Origin of the sequence: Bacteroides faecis MAJ27 (genome assembly GCF_900106755.1) — a bacterium.
Lineage (GTDB): Bacteria > Bacteroidota > Bacteroidia > Bacteroidales > Bacteroidaceae > Bacteroides > Bacteroides faecis.
This window is the reverse complement of sequence record NZ_FNNN01000042.1, coordinates 1-15,645: the sequence shown is the minus strand read 5'-3', so window position 1 is coordinate 15,645 and position 15,645 is coordinate 1. Positions and strand designations below refer to the sequence as shown.

15 protein-coding genes are annotated in these 15,645 nt (G+C 44.2%); 12 read left to right on the top strand and 3 right to left on the bottom strand.

What is annotated here, in order from left to right; all coding sequences use genetic code 11:
* Positions 1-41: 41 nt before the first annotated feature.
* The gene (gene rhaB / locus BLW31_RS22445) at positions 42-1,499 is read right to left on the bottom strand and encodes a rhamnulokinase (protein WP_010536409.1); all 1,458 of its coding nucleotides are present in this window, start codon (positions 1,497-1,499) and stop codon (positions 42-44) included.
* 233 nt (positions 1,500-1,732) lie between these two features.
* Here rhaB and BLW31_RS22440 point away from each other — a divergent pair, with 233 nt between their 5' ends.
* From BLW31_RS22440 to BLW31_RS22400, 9 genes are all read left to right on the top strand, one after another.
* Positions 1,733-2,206 carry an arginine repressor gene (locus tag BLW31_RS22440; RefSeq protein ID WP_008762699.1) on the top strand — a complete coding sequence of 158 codons (474 nt, stop codon included), beginning with the start codon at positions 1,733-1,735 and terminating at the stop codon, positions 2,204-2,206.
* A 25-nt stretch (positions 2,207-2,231) separates the two neighbouring features.
* Entirely contained in the window at positions 2,232-2,810 is a 579-nt protein-coding gene (locus BLW31_RS22435) for a GNAT family N-acetyltransferase (protein ID WP_008762698.1), read from the top strand.
* A gap of 13 nt (positions 2,811-2,823) precedes the next feature.
* Positions 2,824-4,032: an argininosuccinate synthase gene (locus BLW31_RS22430; RefSeq protein ID WP_010536407.1), complete on the top strand. Its 1,209-nt coding sequence runs from the start codon at positions 2,824-2,826 to the stop codon at positions 4,030-4,032.
* Complete coding sequence (gene argC, locus BLW31_RS22425) at positions 4,029-4,997, top strand: N-acetyl-gamma-glutamyl-phosphate reductase (RefSeq protein WP_010536406.1); 969 nt, start codon at positions 4,029-4,031, stop codon at positions 4,995-4,997. The genes BLW31_RS22430 and argC overlap by 4 nt, the downstream gene beginning before the upstream one ends.
* A gap of 13 nt (positions 4,998-5,010) precedes the next feature.
* Positions 5,011-6,132, top strand: coding sequence for an aspartate aminotransferase family protein (locus tag BLW31_RS22420; RefSeq protein ID WP_010536405.1), 1,122 nt, complete (start codon positions 5,011-5,013; stop codon positions 6,130-6,132).
* 135 nt (positions 6,133-6,267) lie between these two features.
* Positions 6,268-7,041: a pyrroline-5-carboxylate reductase gene (proC, locus tag BLW31_RS22415; RefSeq protein WP_010536404.1), complete on the top strand. Its 774-nt coding sequence runs from the start codon at positions 6,268-6,270 to the stop codon at positions 7,039-7,041.
* Between the two features lie 39 nt (positions 7,042-7,080).
* Positions 7,081-7,635, top strand: coding sequence for a helix-turn-helix domain-containing protein (locus tag BLW31_RS22410; protein ID WP_010536403.1), 555 nt, complete (start codon positions 7,081-7,083; stop codon positions 7,633-7,635).
* A 7-nt stretch (positions 7,636-7,642) separates the two neighbouring features.
* Entirely contained in the window at positions 7,643-9,298 is a 1,656-nt protein-coding gene (locus BLW31_RS22405; protein ID WP_010536402.1) for an AMP-binding protein, read from the top strand.
* A gap of 214 nt (positions 9,299-9,512) precedes the next feature.
* Positions 9,513-9,713, top strand: a complete 201-nt coding sequence (locus BLW31_RS22400) for a DUF2007-related protein (RefSeq protein ID WP_010536401.1) — start codon at positions 9,513-9,515, stop codon at positions 9,711-9,713.
* Positions 9,714-9,785: 72 nt separating this feature from the next.
* Here the strand turns inward: BLW31_RS22400 and BLW31_RS22395 are convergent, their stop codons facing one another.
* Positions 9,786-10,244, bottom strand: coding sequence for a hypothetical protein (locus BLW31_RS22395; RefSeq protein WP_010536400.1), 459 nt, complete (start codon positions 10,242-10,244; stop codon positions 9,786-9,788).
* Between the two features lie 482 nt (positions 10,245-10,726).
* Positions 10,727-11,095 carry a hypothetical protein gene (locus BLW31_RS24225; protein ID WP_143040768.1) on the bottom strand — a complete coding sequence of 123 codons (369 nt, stop codon included), beginning with the start codon at positions 11,093-11,095 and terminating at the stop codon, positions 10,727-10,729.
* 30 nt (positions 11,096-11,125) lie between these two features.
* Between BLW31_RS24225 and BLW31_RS22385 the strand changes: the two genes are divergently transcribed.
* From BLW31_RS22385 to BLW31_RS22375, 3 genes are all read left to right on the top strand, one after another.
* A complete protein-coding gene (locus BLW31_RS22385; RefSeq protein ID WP_010536398.1) occupies positions 11,126-13,216 on the top strand; it encodes a BT4734/BF3469 family protein in 2,091 nt (696 codons plus the stop codon).
* A 335-nt stretch (positions 13,217-13,551) separates the two neighbouring features.
* On the top strand, positions 13,552-14,676 hold the full coding sequence (locus BLW31_RS22380) for a PCMD domain-containing protein (protein ID WP_010536397.1): 1,125 nt from the start codon (positions 13,552-13,554) through the stop codon (positions 14,674-14,676).
* Between the two features lie 13 nt (positions 14,677-14,689).
* The gene (locus BLW31_RS22375; RefSeq protein ID WP_010536396.1) at positions 14,690-15,475 is read left to right on the top strand and encodes a porin family protein; all 786 of its coding nucleotides are present in this window, start codon (positions 14,690-14,692) and stop codon (positions 15,473-15,475) included.
* Positions 15,476-15,645: the final 170 nt, after the last annotated feature.

Genomic DNA, 15,645 nt, shown 5'->3' with positions numbered 1-15,645 from the left:
GTTAATATTATTCTGTCGGTTATTTCTTGATTCTCCGGAATTTATCGAACGCAGTTTTTAAAATGGATATAAGCCGCATCCCAGGCTGCCATATCCTGTGGGTGATAAGTCTTCAACGGAATTGAACGGCTTATCAACTGACGCATACCCGCAACATCCGTCGCCTCTCCCACCGTCATTGCCTGAATCATGACATTACCGATAGCTGTAGCCTCAGACGGTCCTGCCACAACCGGAATACCGATAGCATTGGCAGTGAACTGATTCAACAAGTCATTACGGCTACCTCCACCGATCACATGCAGAGTTTCGATAGGACGAGGAGAAAGCGCACGCAAGTTCTCCAACACCTGACGGTAACGCAAAGCCAGACTCTCAAAGATACAACGTACTATTTGTCCACGTTGCTCAGGAACCGGCTGCCCAGTAGTCCGGCAATATTCACGAATAGCCTGTTCCATATCCGCAGGATTTGCAAAACAGTCGTCATCCGGATTGATTAAACTACGGAATGGTTCACACGAATCCGCTTCGGTTATTAATTCCGGATAGCTTGTATCTCCCCAATTCAGACGGCAACGTTCCAGCAACCACATTCCACAAATATTCTTCAAAAGGCGAATTGTGCCTTCTACGCCACCTTCATTCGTAAAGTTCAAAGCCTCTGTTTCAGCAGTGATCACCGGTGCATCTGTTTCCACCCCCATCAGCGACCAAGTACCGCTACTCAAATATGCAAAATTACGATCAAGTGCGGGAACAGCTGCTACAGCAGATCCGGTATCATGTCCGGCCACCGCAATCACAGGAATTGCCCCCAATCCTGTTATCTTTTGCACTTCTTCAGTCAATGTTCCTATCTTCTCACCCGGGAAGACAAAACGACCGAAATTCTCTTCTTTCAGTCCGACTGCTTTCAGCAACTCCGGTTCTAGACGTTGCGTATGTGCATTCACTAATTGGGCAGTGGAAGCAATGGTATATTCGGTTACCATCTTCCCGGTCAGCATATAGCTCAACGCATCCGGCATAAACAGAACTTTGTCTGCTGCCTCCAATGCACTGTCATGATTGCGACGCAAAGTATCTAATTGGAAAAGTGAATTAAAATTCATTACCTGAATACCAGTTTTACCATATACCTCGCTACGAGAGATACGAGAGAAAAAGGCTTCCGGTGCTCCTACCGTATGCGGATCACGATATGCATAAGGCTGGCGAAGCAGGTTTCCGTCTTTTCCAAGGAAGACGAAATCTACTCCCCATGTATCTATACCGATAGAGGCAATAGATTCGCCACGGTGAGCTACCAATTTCAATCCGTCGATAATGTGACGGTATAATGCATAAATATCCCAATAGAAATGTCCACCCACCTCGATCAAGTGGTTAGGAAAACGATTAATCTCCTCCAGATTTAATCCGCCTTCAATAAAAGAGCCTAAGATTGTACGGCCGCTTGTTGCGCCCAGGTCGACTGCAAAAAAGTTCTGTTTCATGGTATTTTGTCTATATATTTAAGGTATCCATTTACCTACATTGCAAAGATAGGCGGTTCCTTCCTCCTTTTCCTTACGCATTTTGATAGAAAGGATGTGCATTTTGACACAAATCTGCATAGCCAAACCTTACATCAGTATAAATTTTACTTTTTATGCAAAAAAAGCATGATTTATGCATGTTTTCTCCGAAATAATGCATAATTTTGCGCCATTCTTAGAATAATTATGCAATGAAGAAGAAAGCAAATCGGTTAGACGCCATCAAAATGATTATCTCAAGCAAGGAGGTAGGCTCGCAGGAAGAACTGCTGCAAGAGCTGAACCGTGAAGGCTTCGAACTGACACAAGCCACCCTCTCCCGCGACTTGAAACAACTGAAAGTAGCCAAAGCTGCAAGTATGAACGGTAAGTATGTATATGTATTGCCGAATAACATCATGTATAAACGTTCCACTGACCAGAGTGCCGGTGAGATGTTGCGCAACAATGGATTTATCTCCCTACAGTTTTCCGGCAATATAGCTGTTATCCGTACCCGTCCCGGTTACGCCAGCAGCATGGCTTATGATATCGACAACAATGAGTTCAGCGAGATTCTGGGAACCATTGCCGGTGACGATACCATCATGCTGGTTCTGCGTGAAGGAGTAGCCACAAGCAAAGTACGTCAGCTTTTGTCGCTCATCATTCCGAATATCGAATAACTATACCTATATTATATATAAAGAAATGGACACTCAACAAATAGATGTTATGGTAGCCGACGCCTCACATGAGGTTTACGTTGACACTATTTTGGAAACTATCAGAAATGCTGCTGCCGTACGAGGAACCGGAATCGCAGAGCGCACACACGAATACGTAGCGACTAAAATGAAAGAGGGCAAAGCAATAATCGCGCTCTGTGGCGACACATTCGCAGGTTTCACCTATATCGAATCATGGGGAAACAAGCAATACGTAGCAACCTCCGGTCTGATTGTACATCCCGATTTTCGCGGATTAGGATTGGCAAAGCGCATCAAACAAGCATCTTTCCAACTGGCACGTCTCCGATGGCCGAAAGCTAAGATTTTCAGTCTGACATCCGGAGCCGCAGTGATGAAAATGAACACCGAACTAGGATATGTCCCCGTCACTTTCAATGAACTGACAGACGACGAGGCTTTCTGGAAAGGATGCGAAGGCTGCACCAACCACGATATACTGGTGGCTAAAAACCGTAAGTTCTGCATCTGCACAGCCATGCTGTACGATCCGACAGACCCGCGGAACATAAAAAAAGAACAAGAAAGAAATAACATTTAATATATACAGCACTATGGAAGAAAAGAAAAAAAAAGTAGTGGTGGCATTCAGCGGCGGACTGGACACATCGTTCACCGTCATGTACCTCGCTAAAGAAAAAGGTTACGAAGTATATGCAGCTTGTGCCAATACGGGCGGTTTCAGCGAAGAACAGCTGAAGACAAACGAAGAAAACGCCTACAAACTGGGAGCAGTGAAATATGTAACATTGGACGTTACTCAGGAATACTACGAAAAGAGTCTGAAATATATGGTTTTCGGAAATGTGCTGCGTAATGGTACTTACCCGATCTCCGTCAGCTCGGAACGTATCTTCCAGGCGTTGGCCATCGCACGTTATGCCAACGAAATCGGTGCGGATGCCATTGCCCACGGTTCTACCGGAGCAGGTAACGACCAGATTCGTTTTGACATGACTTTCCTTGTACTGGCTCCGAATGTAGAAATCATCACGCTGACCCGTGATATGGCATTGAGCCGTCAGGAAGAAATCGACTATCTGAACAAACATGGTTTCAGTGCAGACTTTACCAAGCTGAAATACTCTTATAACGTAGGTTTGTGGGGTACATCCATCTGTGGTGGCGAAATCCTCGACTCCGCACAGGGATTACCGGAAACAGCCTATCTGAAACATGTGGAAAAAGAAGGCAGCGAACAACTCCGTCTCACTTTCGAAAAGGGAGAACTGAAAGCTGTCAACGACGAAACATTCGACGATCCGATCAAAGCGATACAAAAAGTAGAAGAAATCGGTGCGGCATACGGTATCGGACGCGATATGCACGTAGGCGATACGATTATCGGTATCAAAGGCCGTGTAGGTTTCGAAGCAGCAGCTCCGATGTTGATTATCGGTGCCCACCGCTTCCTCGAGAAATACACATTGAGCAAATGGCAGCAATACTGGAAAGATCAGGTAGCCAACTGGTACGGAATGTTCCTCCACGAAAGCCAGTATCTCGAACCGGTAATGCGTGATATCGAAGCTATGCTTCAGGAAAGCCAACGTAACGTTAACGGTACGGCAATCCTCGAACTCCGTCCGCTTTCTTTCTCTACCGTTGGCGTAGAATCGGAAGATGACCTCGTGAAAACGAAGTTTGGCGAATATGGCGAGATGCAGAAAGGCTGGACAGCCGAAGATGCGAAAGGCTTTATTAAGGTGACTTCTACTCCGCTACGTGTTTACTACAATAACCATAAAGACGAAGAGATATGATTAAAGCAGGAATCATTGGTGGCGCAGGATATACAGCAGGCGAATTAATCCGTCTGCTGCTCAACCATCCGGAAACTGAAATCGTATTTATCAACAGCAGCAGTAATGCCGGAAACAAAATTACCGACGTACACGAAGGACTATACGGAGAAACAGACCTGAGATTTACCGACCAGTTACCCCTGGACGCTATCGACGTGCTTTTCTTCTGTACTGCCCACGGCGACACGAAGAAATTTATGGAAAGCCACAACGTGCCGGAAGATTTGAAGATCATCGACCTCTCGATGGATTATCGTATCAAGAGTGACGATCATGATTTCATCTATGGTCTGCCGGAACTGAACCGCCGTGCTACCTGTACGGCGAAGCATGTAGCCAATCCCGGTTGTTTTGCCACCTGCATCCAGCTAGGTTTGCTTCCGCTGGCCAAGAATCTGATGTTGACAGACGATGTTTCAGTTAATGCTATCACCGGAAGTACCGGTGCCGGCGTGAAACCCGGTGCTACCAGTCATTTCAGCTGGCGTAACAATAACATCAGCATCTACAAGGCATTCGATCATCAGCATGTGCCGGAAATCAAGCAATCACTGAAACAGCTGCAAAACAGCTTCGATTCAGAGATCGACTTTATCCCTTATCGGGGCGATTTCCCACGCGGCATCTTTGCCACTCTTGTCGTGAAAACCAAAGTAGCACTCGAAGAGATCATTCGCATGTACGAAGAATATTATGCCAAAGACTCCTTCGTTCATATCGTAGATAAGAATATAGACTTGAAACAAGTCGTAAATACAAATAAATGTCTGATACACCTGGAGAAACATGGTGACAAACTATTGATTATCTCCTGCATCGACAACTTGCTGAAGGGCGCCAGCGGACAGGCAGTTCATAACATGAACCTGATGTTCAACCTGGAAGAAACCGTAGGATTACGGCTGAAACCTTCCGCTTTCTAAAAACAGAAGAATTATGAAATTATTCGACGTATATCCTTTATATAACATCAATATAGTCAAAGGACAAGGCTGTAAGGTATGGGATGAGAATGGTACGGAATATCTGGACCTTTACGGAGGTCATGCCGTCATTTCCATCGGACATGCGCATCCCCACTATGTGGAGATGATCAGCAATCAGGTAGCAACCCTTGGTTTCTATTCAAACTCGGTGATCAATAAGCTGCAACAACAGGTAGCGGAACGACTGGGAAAAATCTCCGGTTACGAAGACTATTCCCTGTTTCTGATCAACAGCGGAGCCGAAGCCAATGAGAATGCGCTGAAGCTGGCTTCTTTCTATAACGGACGTACCAAAGTAGTGTCCTTCAGCAAGGCTTTCCACGGACGTACTTCGTTGGCAGTAGAGGCTACGAACAATCCTTCCATCATTGCTCCGATCAATAACAACGGACATGTGACCTATCTTCCCTTGAATGATATCGAGGCGATGAAACAGGAACTGGCAAAAGGAGACGTATGCGCTGTTATCATCGAAGGAATACAAGGAGTGGGCGGTATCAAAATACCGACTACCGAATTCATGCAGGAACTTCGCAACGCTTGTACCGAAACCGGAACGATCCTGATTCTGGACGAAATACAGAGCGGATACGGTCGCAGCGGTAAATTCTTTGCTCACCAATACAATCATATCCAGCCGGATATTATCACTGTAGCCAAAGGTATCGGTAACGGATTCCCGATGGCAGGTGTACTGATCAGTCCGATGTTCAAACCCGTCTACGGACAATTGGGAACTACATTCGGAGGAAATCACCTGGCATGCTCGGCAGCTCTTGCCGTAATGGATGTGATTGAACAGGACCATCTGGTGGAAAATGCCGCTAAAGTCGGTAATTACCTGCTGGAAGAACTCAAGAAATTTCCGCAAATCAAAGAAGTACGCGGACGCGGGTTGATGATCGGACTCGAATTTGAAGAACCGATCAAAGAACTGCGCAGCCGACTCATCTATGATGAGCATGTATTTACGGGAGCAAGCGGTACAAACGTACTTCGTCTGTTACCCCCTCTCTGCCTCAGCATGGAGGAAGCGGACGAATTCCTTGCCCGTTTCAAGAGAGTACTCTGATCGCTCATTTGATTAATAAACAGCCGACAAAAAAGCAGCCTCATACAGAAATATTTTTCTTATCCGGGCTGCTTTTTGTTTTTTCGCAATTTACCGTTACCTTTGTCTGTAAGAATCCATAAAAAATAAGCGCATATGAAAATAGCTATTATCGGTGCAGGAAACATGGGTGGTTCTATAGCCCGCGGCCTGGCAAAAGGAAGTCTGATAGCAGACTCAGATATCATTGTATCCAATCCCAGCGCAGGCAAACTGGAAAAGCTGAAAGAAGAATTTCCGGGCATCTCCACAACTCAGAATAACGCAGAAGCTGCTGCAGGAGCAGATATTGTCATTTTGGCGGTCAAGCCATGGTTCATGGAACCGGTGATGCGTGAGCTGAAGCTAAAGAGCAGACAAACTCTCGTCTCTGTAGCAGCCGGCATTAGCTTTGAAGAGCTTGCACACTTTGTGATAGCCCCCGAAATGCCGATGTTCCGCCTCATCCCCAACACTGCCATCAGCGAACTGGAAAGCATGACACTTATCGCAGCACGCAACACAAACGATGAGCAAAACCAGTTCATGCTCCGGCTGTTCAATGAAATGGGAATGTCTATGCTCATCCCCGAAGAAAAGATAGCAGCTACCACGGCACTGACTTCCTGCGGCATCGCTTATGTATTGAAATACATCCAGGCTGCCATGCAAGCCGGTATCGAAATGGGCATCCGTCCTAAAGATGCCATGGAGATGGTAGCCCAGTCTGTCAAAGGAGCCGCCGCATTAATTCTGAATAATGATACTCATCCCAGCGTGGAAATAGACAAGGTGACCACTCCGGGCGGAATCACCATCAAAGGAATCAACGAACTGGAACACAACGGATTTACTTCCGCCGTTATCAAGGCGATGAAGGCATCCAAATAATACCGCAAAATTATTAATTATAAAAAAATAACCACTTGTATGAATGATCAAATTAAACAAATCGCAGAGCGTCTTCGCGGATTGCGTGACGTACTGGAACTAACGTCTGAAGACATCGCCCGCGACTGTGACATATCTGCCGAGGAATACCGGCTCGCAGAGACAGGAGATTACGACATTTCCGTCAGCATGTTACAAAAGATAGCCCGCACCTATAACATTGCACTGGATGCACTGATGTTTGGCGAAGAACCGAAAATGAGCAGTTACTTTGTCACCCGTGCCGGCAAAGGCACGAGCATCGAACGCACCAGAGCCTACAAATACCAATCACTGGCAGCCGGTTTTATGAATCGCACAGCCGATCCGTTCATCGTTACTGTCGAACCCAAAGGAGACGACGAGCCTATTCATTACAACCACCACAACGGACAAGAGTTTAATCTTGTGCTCGAAGGGCGTATGCTTATCAACATTGAAGGTAAGGAAATCATCCTGAACCAAGGTGACAGTATCTATTTCAACTCAAAACTTCCACATGGCATGAAAGCGCTCGATGGCAAAACGGTACGTTTTCTGGCAGTAATTATGTAATAACATTATGGTAGAAAGATTTTTAGCAAAGACTAACTTTGCCTCACAAGAGGATTTTATCAAGAACCTGAAAATAAATGTTCCGGAGAACTTCAACTTCGGTTACGATGTAGTAGATGCCTGGGCAGCCGAACAACCCGACAAGAATGCCTTACTCTGGACCAATGACCGGGGCGAAAGCCGCCAGTTCTCTTTCGCCGACATGAAACGCTATACGGACATGACGGCTTCTTACTTCCAGAGCCTCGGCATCGGTCGCGGAGATATGGTGATGCTGATTCTGAAACGCCGCTACGAGTTCTGGTACAGCACCATCGCCTTGCATAAGCTGGGAGCCACAGTTATTCCTGCAACCCACCTGCTGACAAAGAAAGATATCATCTACCGCTGCAACGCCGCCGACATCAAAATGATTGTAGCTGCCGGTGAAGGAATCGTATTGCAACACATCAAAGATGCTCTTCCTGAGTGTCCGAGCGTAGAAAAGTTAGTCAGTGTAGGTCCGGAAGTTCCGGAAGGATTCGAAGATTTCCATCAGGGCATCGAGAACGCTGCTCCGTTCGTCCGTCCGAGACATGCCAATACGAATGATGACATCTCACTGATGTACTTCACCTCCGGTACTACCGGTGAACCTAAAATGGTAGCGCATGACTTTACCTATCCGTTAGGTCATATCGTTACCGGTAGCTTCTGGCACAATCTGGACGAGAACAGTCTCCATCTCACCATTGCCGATACCGGTTGGGGAAAAGCAGTATGGGGCAAACTCTACGGACAGTGGATTGCCGGAGCAAACATCTTCGTTTACGACCATGAGAAGTTCACCCCCGCAGCTATTCTGGAAAAGATACAAGAGTATCAGGTGACTTCACTCTGTGCACCTCCTACTATCTTCCGTTTCCTTATTCATGAAGATCTGACCAAATATGATCTGTCCTCATTGCGGTATTGCACCATCGCCGGAGAAGCTCTGAACCCTGCCGTATTCGAGACTTTCAAGAAACTGACAGGCATCAAGCTGATGGAAGGCTTCGGACAGACTGAGACGACATTGACAGTAGCTACCATGCCTTGGATGGAACCGAAACCGGGAAGTATGGGATTGCCCAATCCACAATATGACGTGGACCTGATAGACAACGAAGGCCGCTCTGTAGAAGCGGGAGAACAAGGTCAGATCGTAATCCGCACCAGCAAAGGCAAACCTCTCGGACTCTTCAAAGAATACTATCGCGACGCGGAACGTACACACGAAGCCTGGCATGACGGCATTTACTACACAGGTGACGTTGCATGGAAAGACGAAGACGGCTATTTGTGGTTTGTAGGACGCGCAGACGATGTAATCAAGAGTTCCGGTTACCGCATCGGTCCTTTCGAAGTAGAAAGTGCTTTGATGACACACCCTGCCGTGATAGAATGTGCTATTACCGGAGTGCCCGACGAGATTCGCGGACAGGTAGTGAAAGCAACCATCGTATTGTCTAAAGACTATAAGGCACGCGCCGGAGAAGAATTGATCAAAGAATTGCAGAACCATGTTAAGAAAGTCACTGCACCTTATAAATATCCGCGTGTGATTGAGTTCGTTGACGAACTGCCAAAGACGATCAGCGGTAAGATTCGCCGTGTGGAGATTCGCAAGAACGACGAGAAATAAGCAAAAAACAGCCGACTCATCGATAAAATCCTCCTTATCTGTTCCTCAAACAGCATAGGGAGGATTTCTTTTGGTACCAATGCTACAAACTGATCAATTTATGCTAAAATCAGACCAATGCATCATTTCTATACTTTTATGACTCAAAATTGCTCTCATATATAATTTCCCCTTCTTATATTTGCCGGCAGTAAAAACCAAAACACAAAAGAATATGATTACAAGTAGAAAGATTTCTCAGGTCAATGTTTTTGCTGGTAGTCCCTGGGAGGTGGCCAGCGTGAAGAGTCTTCTGAAAGCAGCGTATATCGAGGCTTCAATGAAAGACAACGGATTGAACGGTATACTCGTTTCAGTTCCATGCGAATACTATACCGCAGCAATGCGTGTGATTAATAGCAGAAAGGTTTTATAGGTCTTAGGTTAACATATAGGATAAAAGCCGGTTACGATGGGAAATCGTGACCGGCTTTTTCAGTTTCCGGTCTTATTCGCGTACAAAGGTTTCCCTAAATAGATAATTAACATCATCAGCAGCATCTAATTTTTCCCATACTAATTGTGTGGAACTGAGCTGAGTGATTCGGTAGAAACTTATTCCTACTGCTATTATCTGTTTTTCGGGATCATAAATATATTCGGTTAATCTCGGTTGATAATCAGAATTTGCTTCTGTATAGGTGCAAACGCCTTTTCCATTAAAATGATAGTAAACCTGTCCATTATCGGTACTACCATTATAAGTTCCCCGAACGACCTCCCCAGTTATTGGGTTGGTCATTGCATATTCTCCTTTTTCTAATATCCATTTACCGACAATGGACTGAGCAGTAATGTCGTCGTCATCATCATCACCGCATGCAGATAGCGTGAAGCTGCATAAAACAATGGCAACAAAAGCTACTAATTGCCCAGTTTGTCTAAGTAATCCCTTTTTAGTTTTCATTTCTTTTGGGTCCTTGGGTTAACAATACTCTGTAAATATAAGAATAATTGTTTTCATTGTAACTGATTAAGTGTTCTTTTTTATTTTCAATTATCATTTCTCTTCATCATTCTTCATTTCCGCACATTTATGCATTAATTCGTATATCACAATTCGTATTATCTACATAATGATTAAATATAGATTTCTATTGTCATCTGTCAGCTTTTTACACATAATAGTCTTATAATAAACAGATTACCTCATGACAATAAGCACTGACAATAAGCTGACAATAGCAATAGCACCATTTTACTGTCAAGCATATGGAGTGAGGGAAATTTCCGATATACCTCACATTAAAGCGTATCAATATATTTTTTGCTATCATTTGGTTCTGTCATTCAGACGAATACCAATGAGAAATGGTCAGCTATGTCATTCAGACGACTGCAAGGAGTAAGAATCTACTCTTTTGTGCGCACAGGAGAAGAGCCTTCATTTCACACTGTCACCAACATCTCTCCTTTCGTTGTTTCCCGTTCAAGTATCCATATGGTTTGTGACAAGCTATCAGAACGGTTGTGCCACCTACGGAAACGATTGTGCCAAACCTCTGAAATGGTTGTGCAGAGCGCTTGGCACAGTTGTGCCACTGCGATGGCACAGTCGTGCCAAGGGCGTGGCACAAGCATGCCAAAGGCGTGGCACGAGCAAAGCATACCTTCTACTCCTCGTCCGCTATACTTTCCCTGCCCTTCAGACCGCACTATTGTAAAAGATAAAGACCGCGCGAAATTTCTCAATAATAAAAGCGCAAACGCTTGTTTCACCGGCATATTATCCGTACCTTCGATGCCTGGTACAAACAAAATTAAATCAAGAAAAATCAAAATAGAAAAATGAAGATTACACAAATCAGGGAGAGCAGAGAAAACGGAGATACGGAAGCGTTAAGCGTGATGGATATCAACCTACTGATAGAGAAAATGAAGAAAGAGACTAAACTCCGTCCGGTATCCGGCCTACGCGAAGCCCTGCATTTTGTCTTACCCGGTGAACCTTGCTCAGCTGCCCACAAATTGCCCAGAATAATTCCTGCCGCAGTCTTCGGACGCGTAAACGGTGTGAAGAAAATGAAAACTTACAATGGTATTGTAGAATTAACGGTCGGTCCGCTGGCAGGAAAAGCAGAAATAGCCCTGGTAAAACGAAAAGCAGCGGAACTACCACAAACCATGCTGGCTTTTGCTGGTTCGAGCGATAAAAGCGTCAAAATCTGGACTCGCTTCACCCGTCCGGACGGTAAGTTACCCCAGACAGCGGAAGAAGCTGAAATATTTCAGGCGCACGCTTACCGACTCGCCATTAAATGTTATCAGCCGCAAATCCCCTTCAACCTTCTGCTGAAAGAGCCGAAACTTGAACAATACTCACGCCTCAGCTATGATCCCGACCTGTTTTATCGTCCCGATCCTGTCCCATTCTATTTATCACAGCCCGTCAGCATGCCCGGCGAAACGACATACAGGGAAAAGACGATTGCCGAAAGTTCTCCCCTCAACCGCACTGTACCGGGATATGCCACGCAAGATGCGATAGCATTGCTATACGAAGCCGCTGTGCGAAAGACATTCGAAGAACTGGAAGTGGAATGGCATTGGAATGACGATCCTCAGGCATTAGTCGTCCGTCTGGCGGAAAACTGTTTTCATTCGGGAATACCGCAAGAAGAAGTGACACGGCGCACTCTCACCCGCTTCTACAAGTTAAACGATGCCATGCTGCTGCGCGAAATGATCAAAAATGTATATCAGGAATGCAAAGGATTCAACCGGAAAGACTGTCTGACTAAAGAACAACGCCTTAACCTGCAAATGGAAGAGTTTATGGAACGCCGCTATGAGTTCCGGCACAATACGCAGATCGGAGAAGTGGAATACCGCGAACGCGTCTCCTTCCGTTTCAACTTCAGCGCCATTGACAAACGGGCACAGAACAGTATCATGCTCGATGCCCAATCCGAAGGGATCGCAGTGTGGGACAGGGATATAGACCGCTATCTGCATTCGAACCGGGTACCTGTCTACAATCCTTTGGAGGAATTTATGTTCAGCCTGCCCCGTTGGGACGGAAAAGACCACATTCTGGCACTGGCAAGCAGAGTGCCTTGCAAAAATCCTTATTGGGGAATGCTTTTCCACCGTTGGTTTCTGAATATGGTGGCTCACTGGCGTGGAATAGGTCAGAAACACGCTAATAGCACATCTCCTCTATTGGTAGGCATGCAAGGAACCCATAAATCTACATTTTGCCGGGAGCTTATACCACCCGCACTTCGCGCCTACTACACAGACAGCATTGATTTCAGCCGTAAACGGGATGCAGAACTATATCTGAACCGCTTTGCTCTGATCAACATCGATGAGTTTGATCAGGTGACTCTTACTCAACAGGGATTTTTAAAGCATATCCTCCAGAAACCTGTAGTCAACTTGCGAAAGCCCCACGGCAGTTTGGTACAGGAATTACAGCGGTATGCCTCCTTTATCGGCACGAGCAACCAAAAAGACCTGCTGACTGATCCTTCAGGAAGCCGTCGTTTTATCTGCGTCGAAGTGACAGGAGTCATTGACACCACCCAACCGATAGACTATGAGCAACTCTACGCACAGGCAATGCATGAGATTTATCACGGCGAACGCTACTGGTTCGACAGCGAAGACGAAAAGATCATGACGGAAAACAACCGCGAATTTGAGCAAACTCCTGCTATTCTTCAATTATTCCACCAATACTTCAAAGGAGCCCAAAAGGAAGGCGAGGGAGAATATCTGTCACCAATGGAAATACTCAACTACTTGCAGAAAAAGAGTAGCATACCCCTGTCTTCCAGCAAAGTATATCACTTTGGAAGACTTCTGCAAAAATGCGGTATACCCTCCAAGCATACTTACAAAGGGACTCTTTATCAAGTAGTCAAACTGGAATAACAGCATGATACGGCTGACAATAGAATGGACAATTGTTATTGTCAGCCGTATTATCAGGGTGTATTGTCAGGAGATAATTATCTTATTTATAATAGTTTGCCTACTAAAAGCTGACAGATGACAATAAAACATCGGTTTTAATCACTATGAATAAGATATTGAACGCCCTGCTGCGAAAGGTCTTTTTCTAACCTTAGCCCACATTATTTTTATAAAAGGCTCTAATTTTATTGAATTCCCTCACTAACAGAGCGCTAGATTTCAAAAAGAAACTTAACTTTGCACCCGAGTTTTATAAAAAGAGACTGAATTAGTAACTAAAAAGATTAAACCGCATGAAAATTAAGACTTTAATAGCCTGTTTCATACTTGCATGTGCAGCATCTTCCTGTATACAGGATGAAGCGCTAAACTCAGAAGCAGCCATTGATGCCTGTACAGGTGATGATGTACAACTAGCAAACATCAATGCTGATTCTAAGGTGATTTATGTATACGTAAACAAGGGAGCCGACCTTTCCAAACAAAAATTAGAATTTGTAGTCCCAGAAGGAGCTAGCATAAAAATAAACGATCAAGCCGCTGGGGACACAGAATCCACATATGATTTCAGCGAAAAACCGCATTCTCGCAAATTCACTGTGACATCAGAAGACGGTCAATGGAAACCTGTATATACAGTTAATGTAGTTTTAGCAGAATTACCTACTTCTTTCAGCTTTGAAGAGTTGCTATCTTCCAATGACTACGATATCTTTTATGAATTCCAGCCGGGCACTTCACAAGAAATATCCAAAGTATTACAATGGTCAAGCGGTAATCCGGGATTTAAATTGACAGGTATGGCAAACTCCAAAACAGATTACCCTACTGTACAAGTAGCCAATGGTTTTAGAGGTAAAGGAGTTAAATTGGAAACTCGTGATACCGGTAGTTTTGGAGCAATGGTAAAGATGTATATTGCTGCCGGTAACTTATTTATCGGAATATTTGAGGTAGGAAATGCATTGACAGACCCTAGAAAAGCCACTAATTTCGGTTTCCAGTTCTATAAACGCCCTAAAATGCTTAAAGGATATTATAAATTTAAAGCAGGAGATGTATATTCTGTAGAAGGAAAACCACAAGACGGGGTAAGAGATAAATGTGATATTTATGCTGTTATGTATGAAGCTGAGAATAATTCTGTCATGCTTAATGGCGATGATGTATTTACTTCAGATAAGTTAGTATCATTAGCACGAATTAAACCGGAAGATGTTGTTGAATCAGATCAGTGGATTAATTTTGAAATCCCCTTCGAACCTGTAAAAGGACGAGTAATTGATGATACAAAATTGCAAAATGGAAAATACAAATTAGGTATTGTGCTTTCATCCAGTGTAGACGGTGCTTATTTTAAAGGAGCAGTGGGCAGTACATTGTATGTCGATGAAGTAGAACTTATTTGCGAAGACTAAAAAAAACAAGAAAATGAAAAGATATAAATTACTCAATATTATAGCTGTACTACTATTAGTAAGTACACTTTCAGCGCAGGCGCAAGAAGAAAGAAATCAAGGTATCATCTGGTCGTACTTACACGGATGGGAATATGGAATCAAAGCAGGTTTCAGTATTGGAGGAACTTCGCCATTGCCCCTACCTGAAGAAATTCGTAAAATAGATAGCTATGCCCCTGGTGGCCTCGCTATTTCAATTGAAGGAAACGCAACTAAATGGTTTGACACGAAATGGGGAATGACTGTAGGGATACGACTTGAAAACAAGAATATGACCACAGAAGCTACAGTAAAAAACTATGGTATGAAGATTATCAACACCAACGGTGGAGAGTTACAAGGCTTATGGACCGGTGGCGTAAAAACTAAAGTCAAAAACTCTTATCTGACTGTCCCAGTGGTTGCCAACTATAAAGTAAGTAAACGTTGGAAAGTCTCAGCAGGTCCGTATGTATCTTATCTTATTGAAAGAAACTTCTCCGGACATGTATATGAAGGTCACCTGCGCACTCCTGATCAGACAGGTTCGCGAGTAGATTTTACCGGTGAAAGCATTGCTACTTATGATTTCTCTGACAATCTGCGTAAATTCCAATGGGGATTGCAATTAGGCGGTGAGTGGAGAGCATTCAAACATTTGAATGTGTATGCTGACTTAACATGGGGATTGAACGATATCTTCAAGAAGGATTTCGATACTATTTCATTTGCCATGTATCCTATTTATTTAAATGTAGGATTCGGGTATGCGTTCTAGAGGGAACACTACAAATTTATTTAAATAAAAAACAAATTTCATATTTGAAAATAATAAAAAAGGAAGTGACACGAAGGCACTGTCCACCATTTTGTGTAAATAGAAAACTTCAGGATTCGGGTTTTATACTTGAATCCTGTTTTCAAATATAGTAATAAATTGGTTAAATA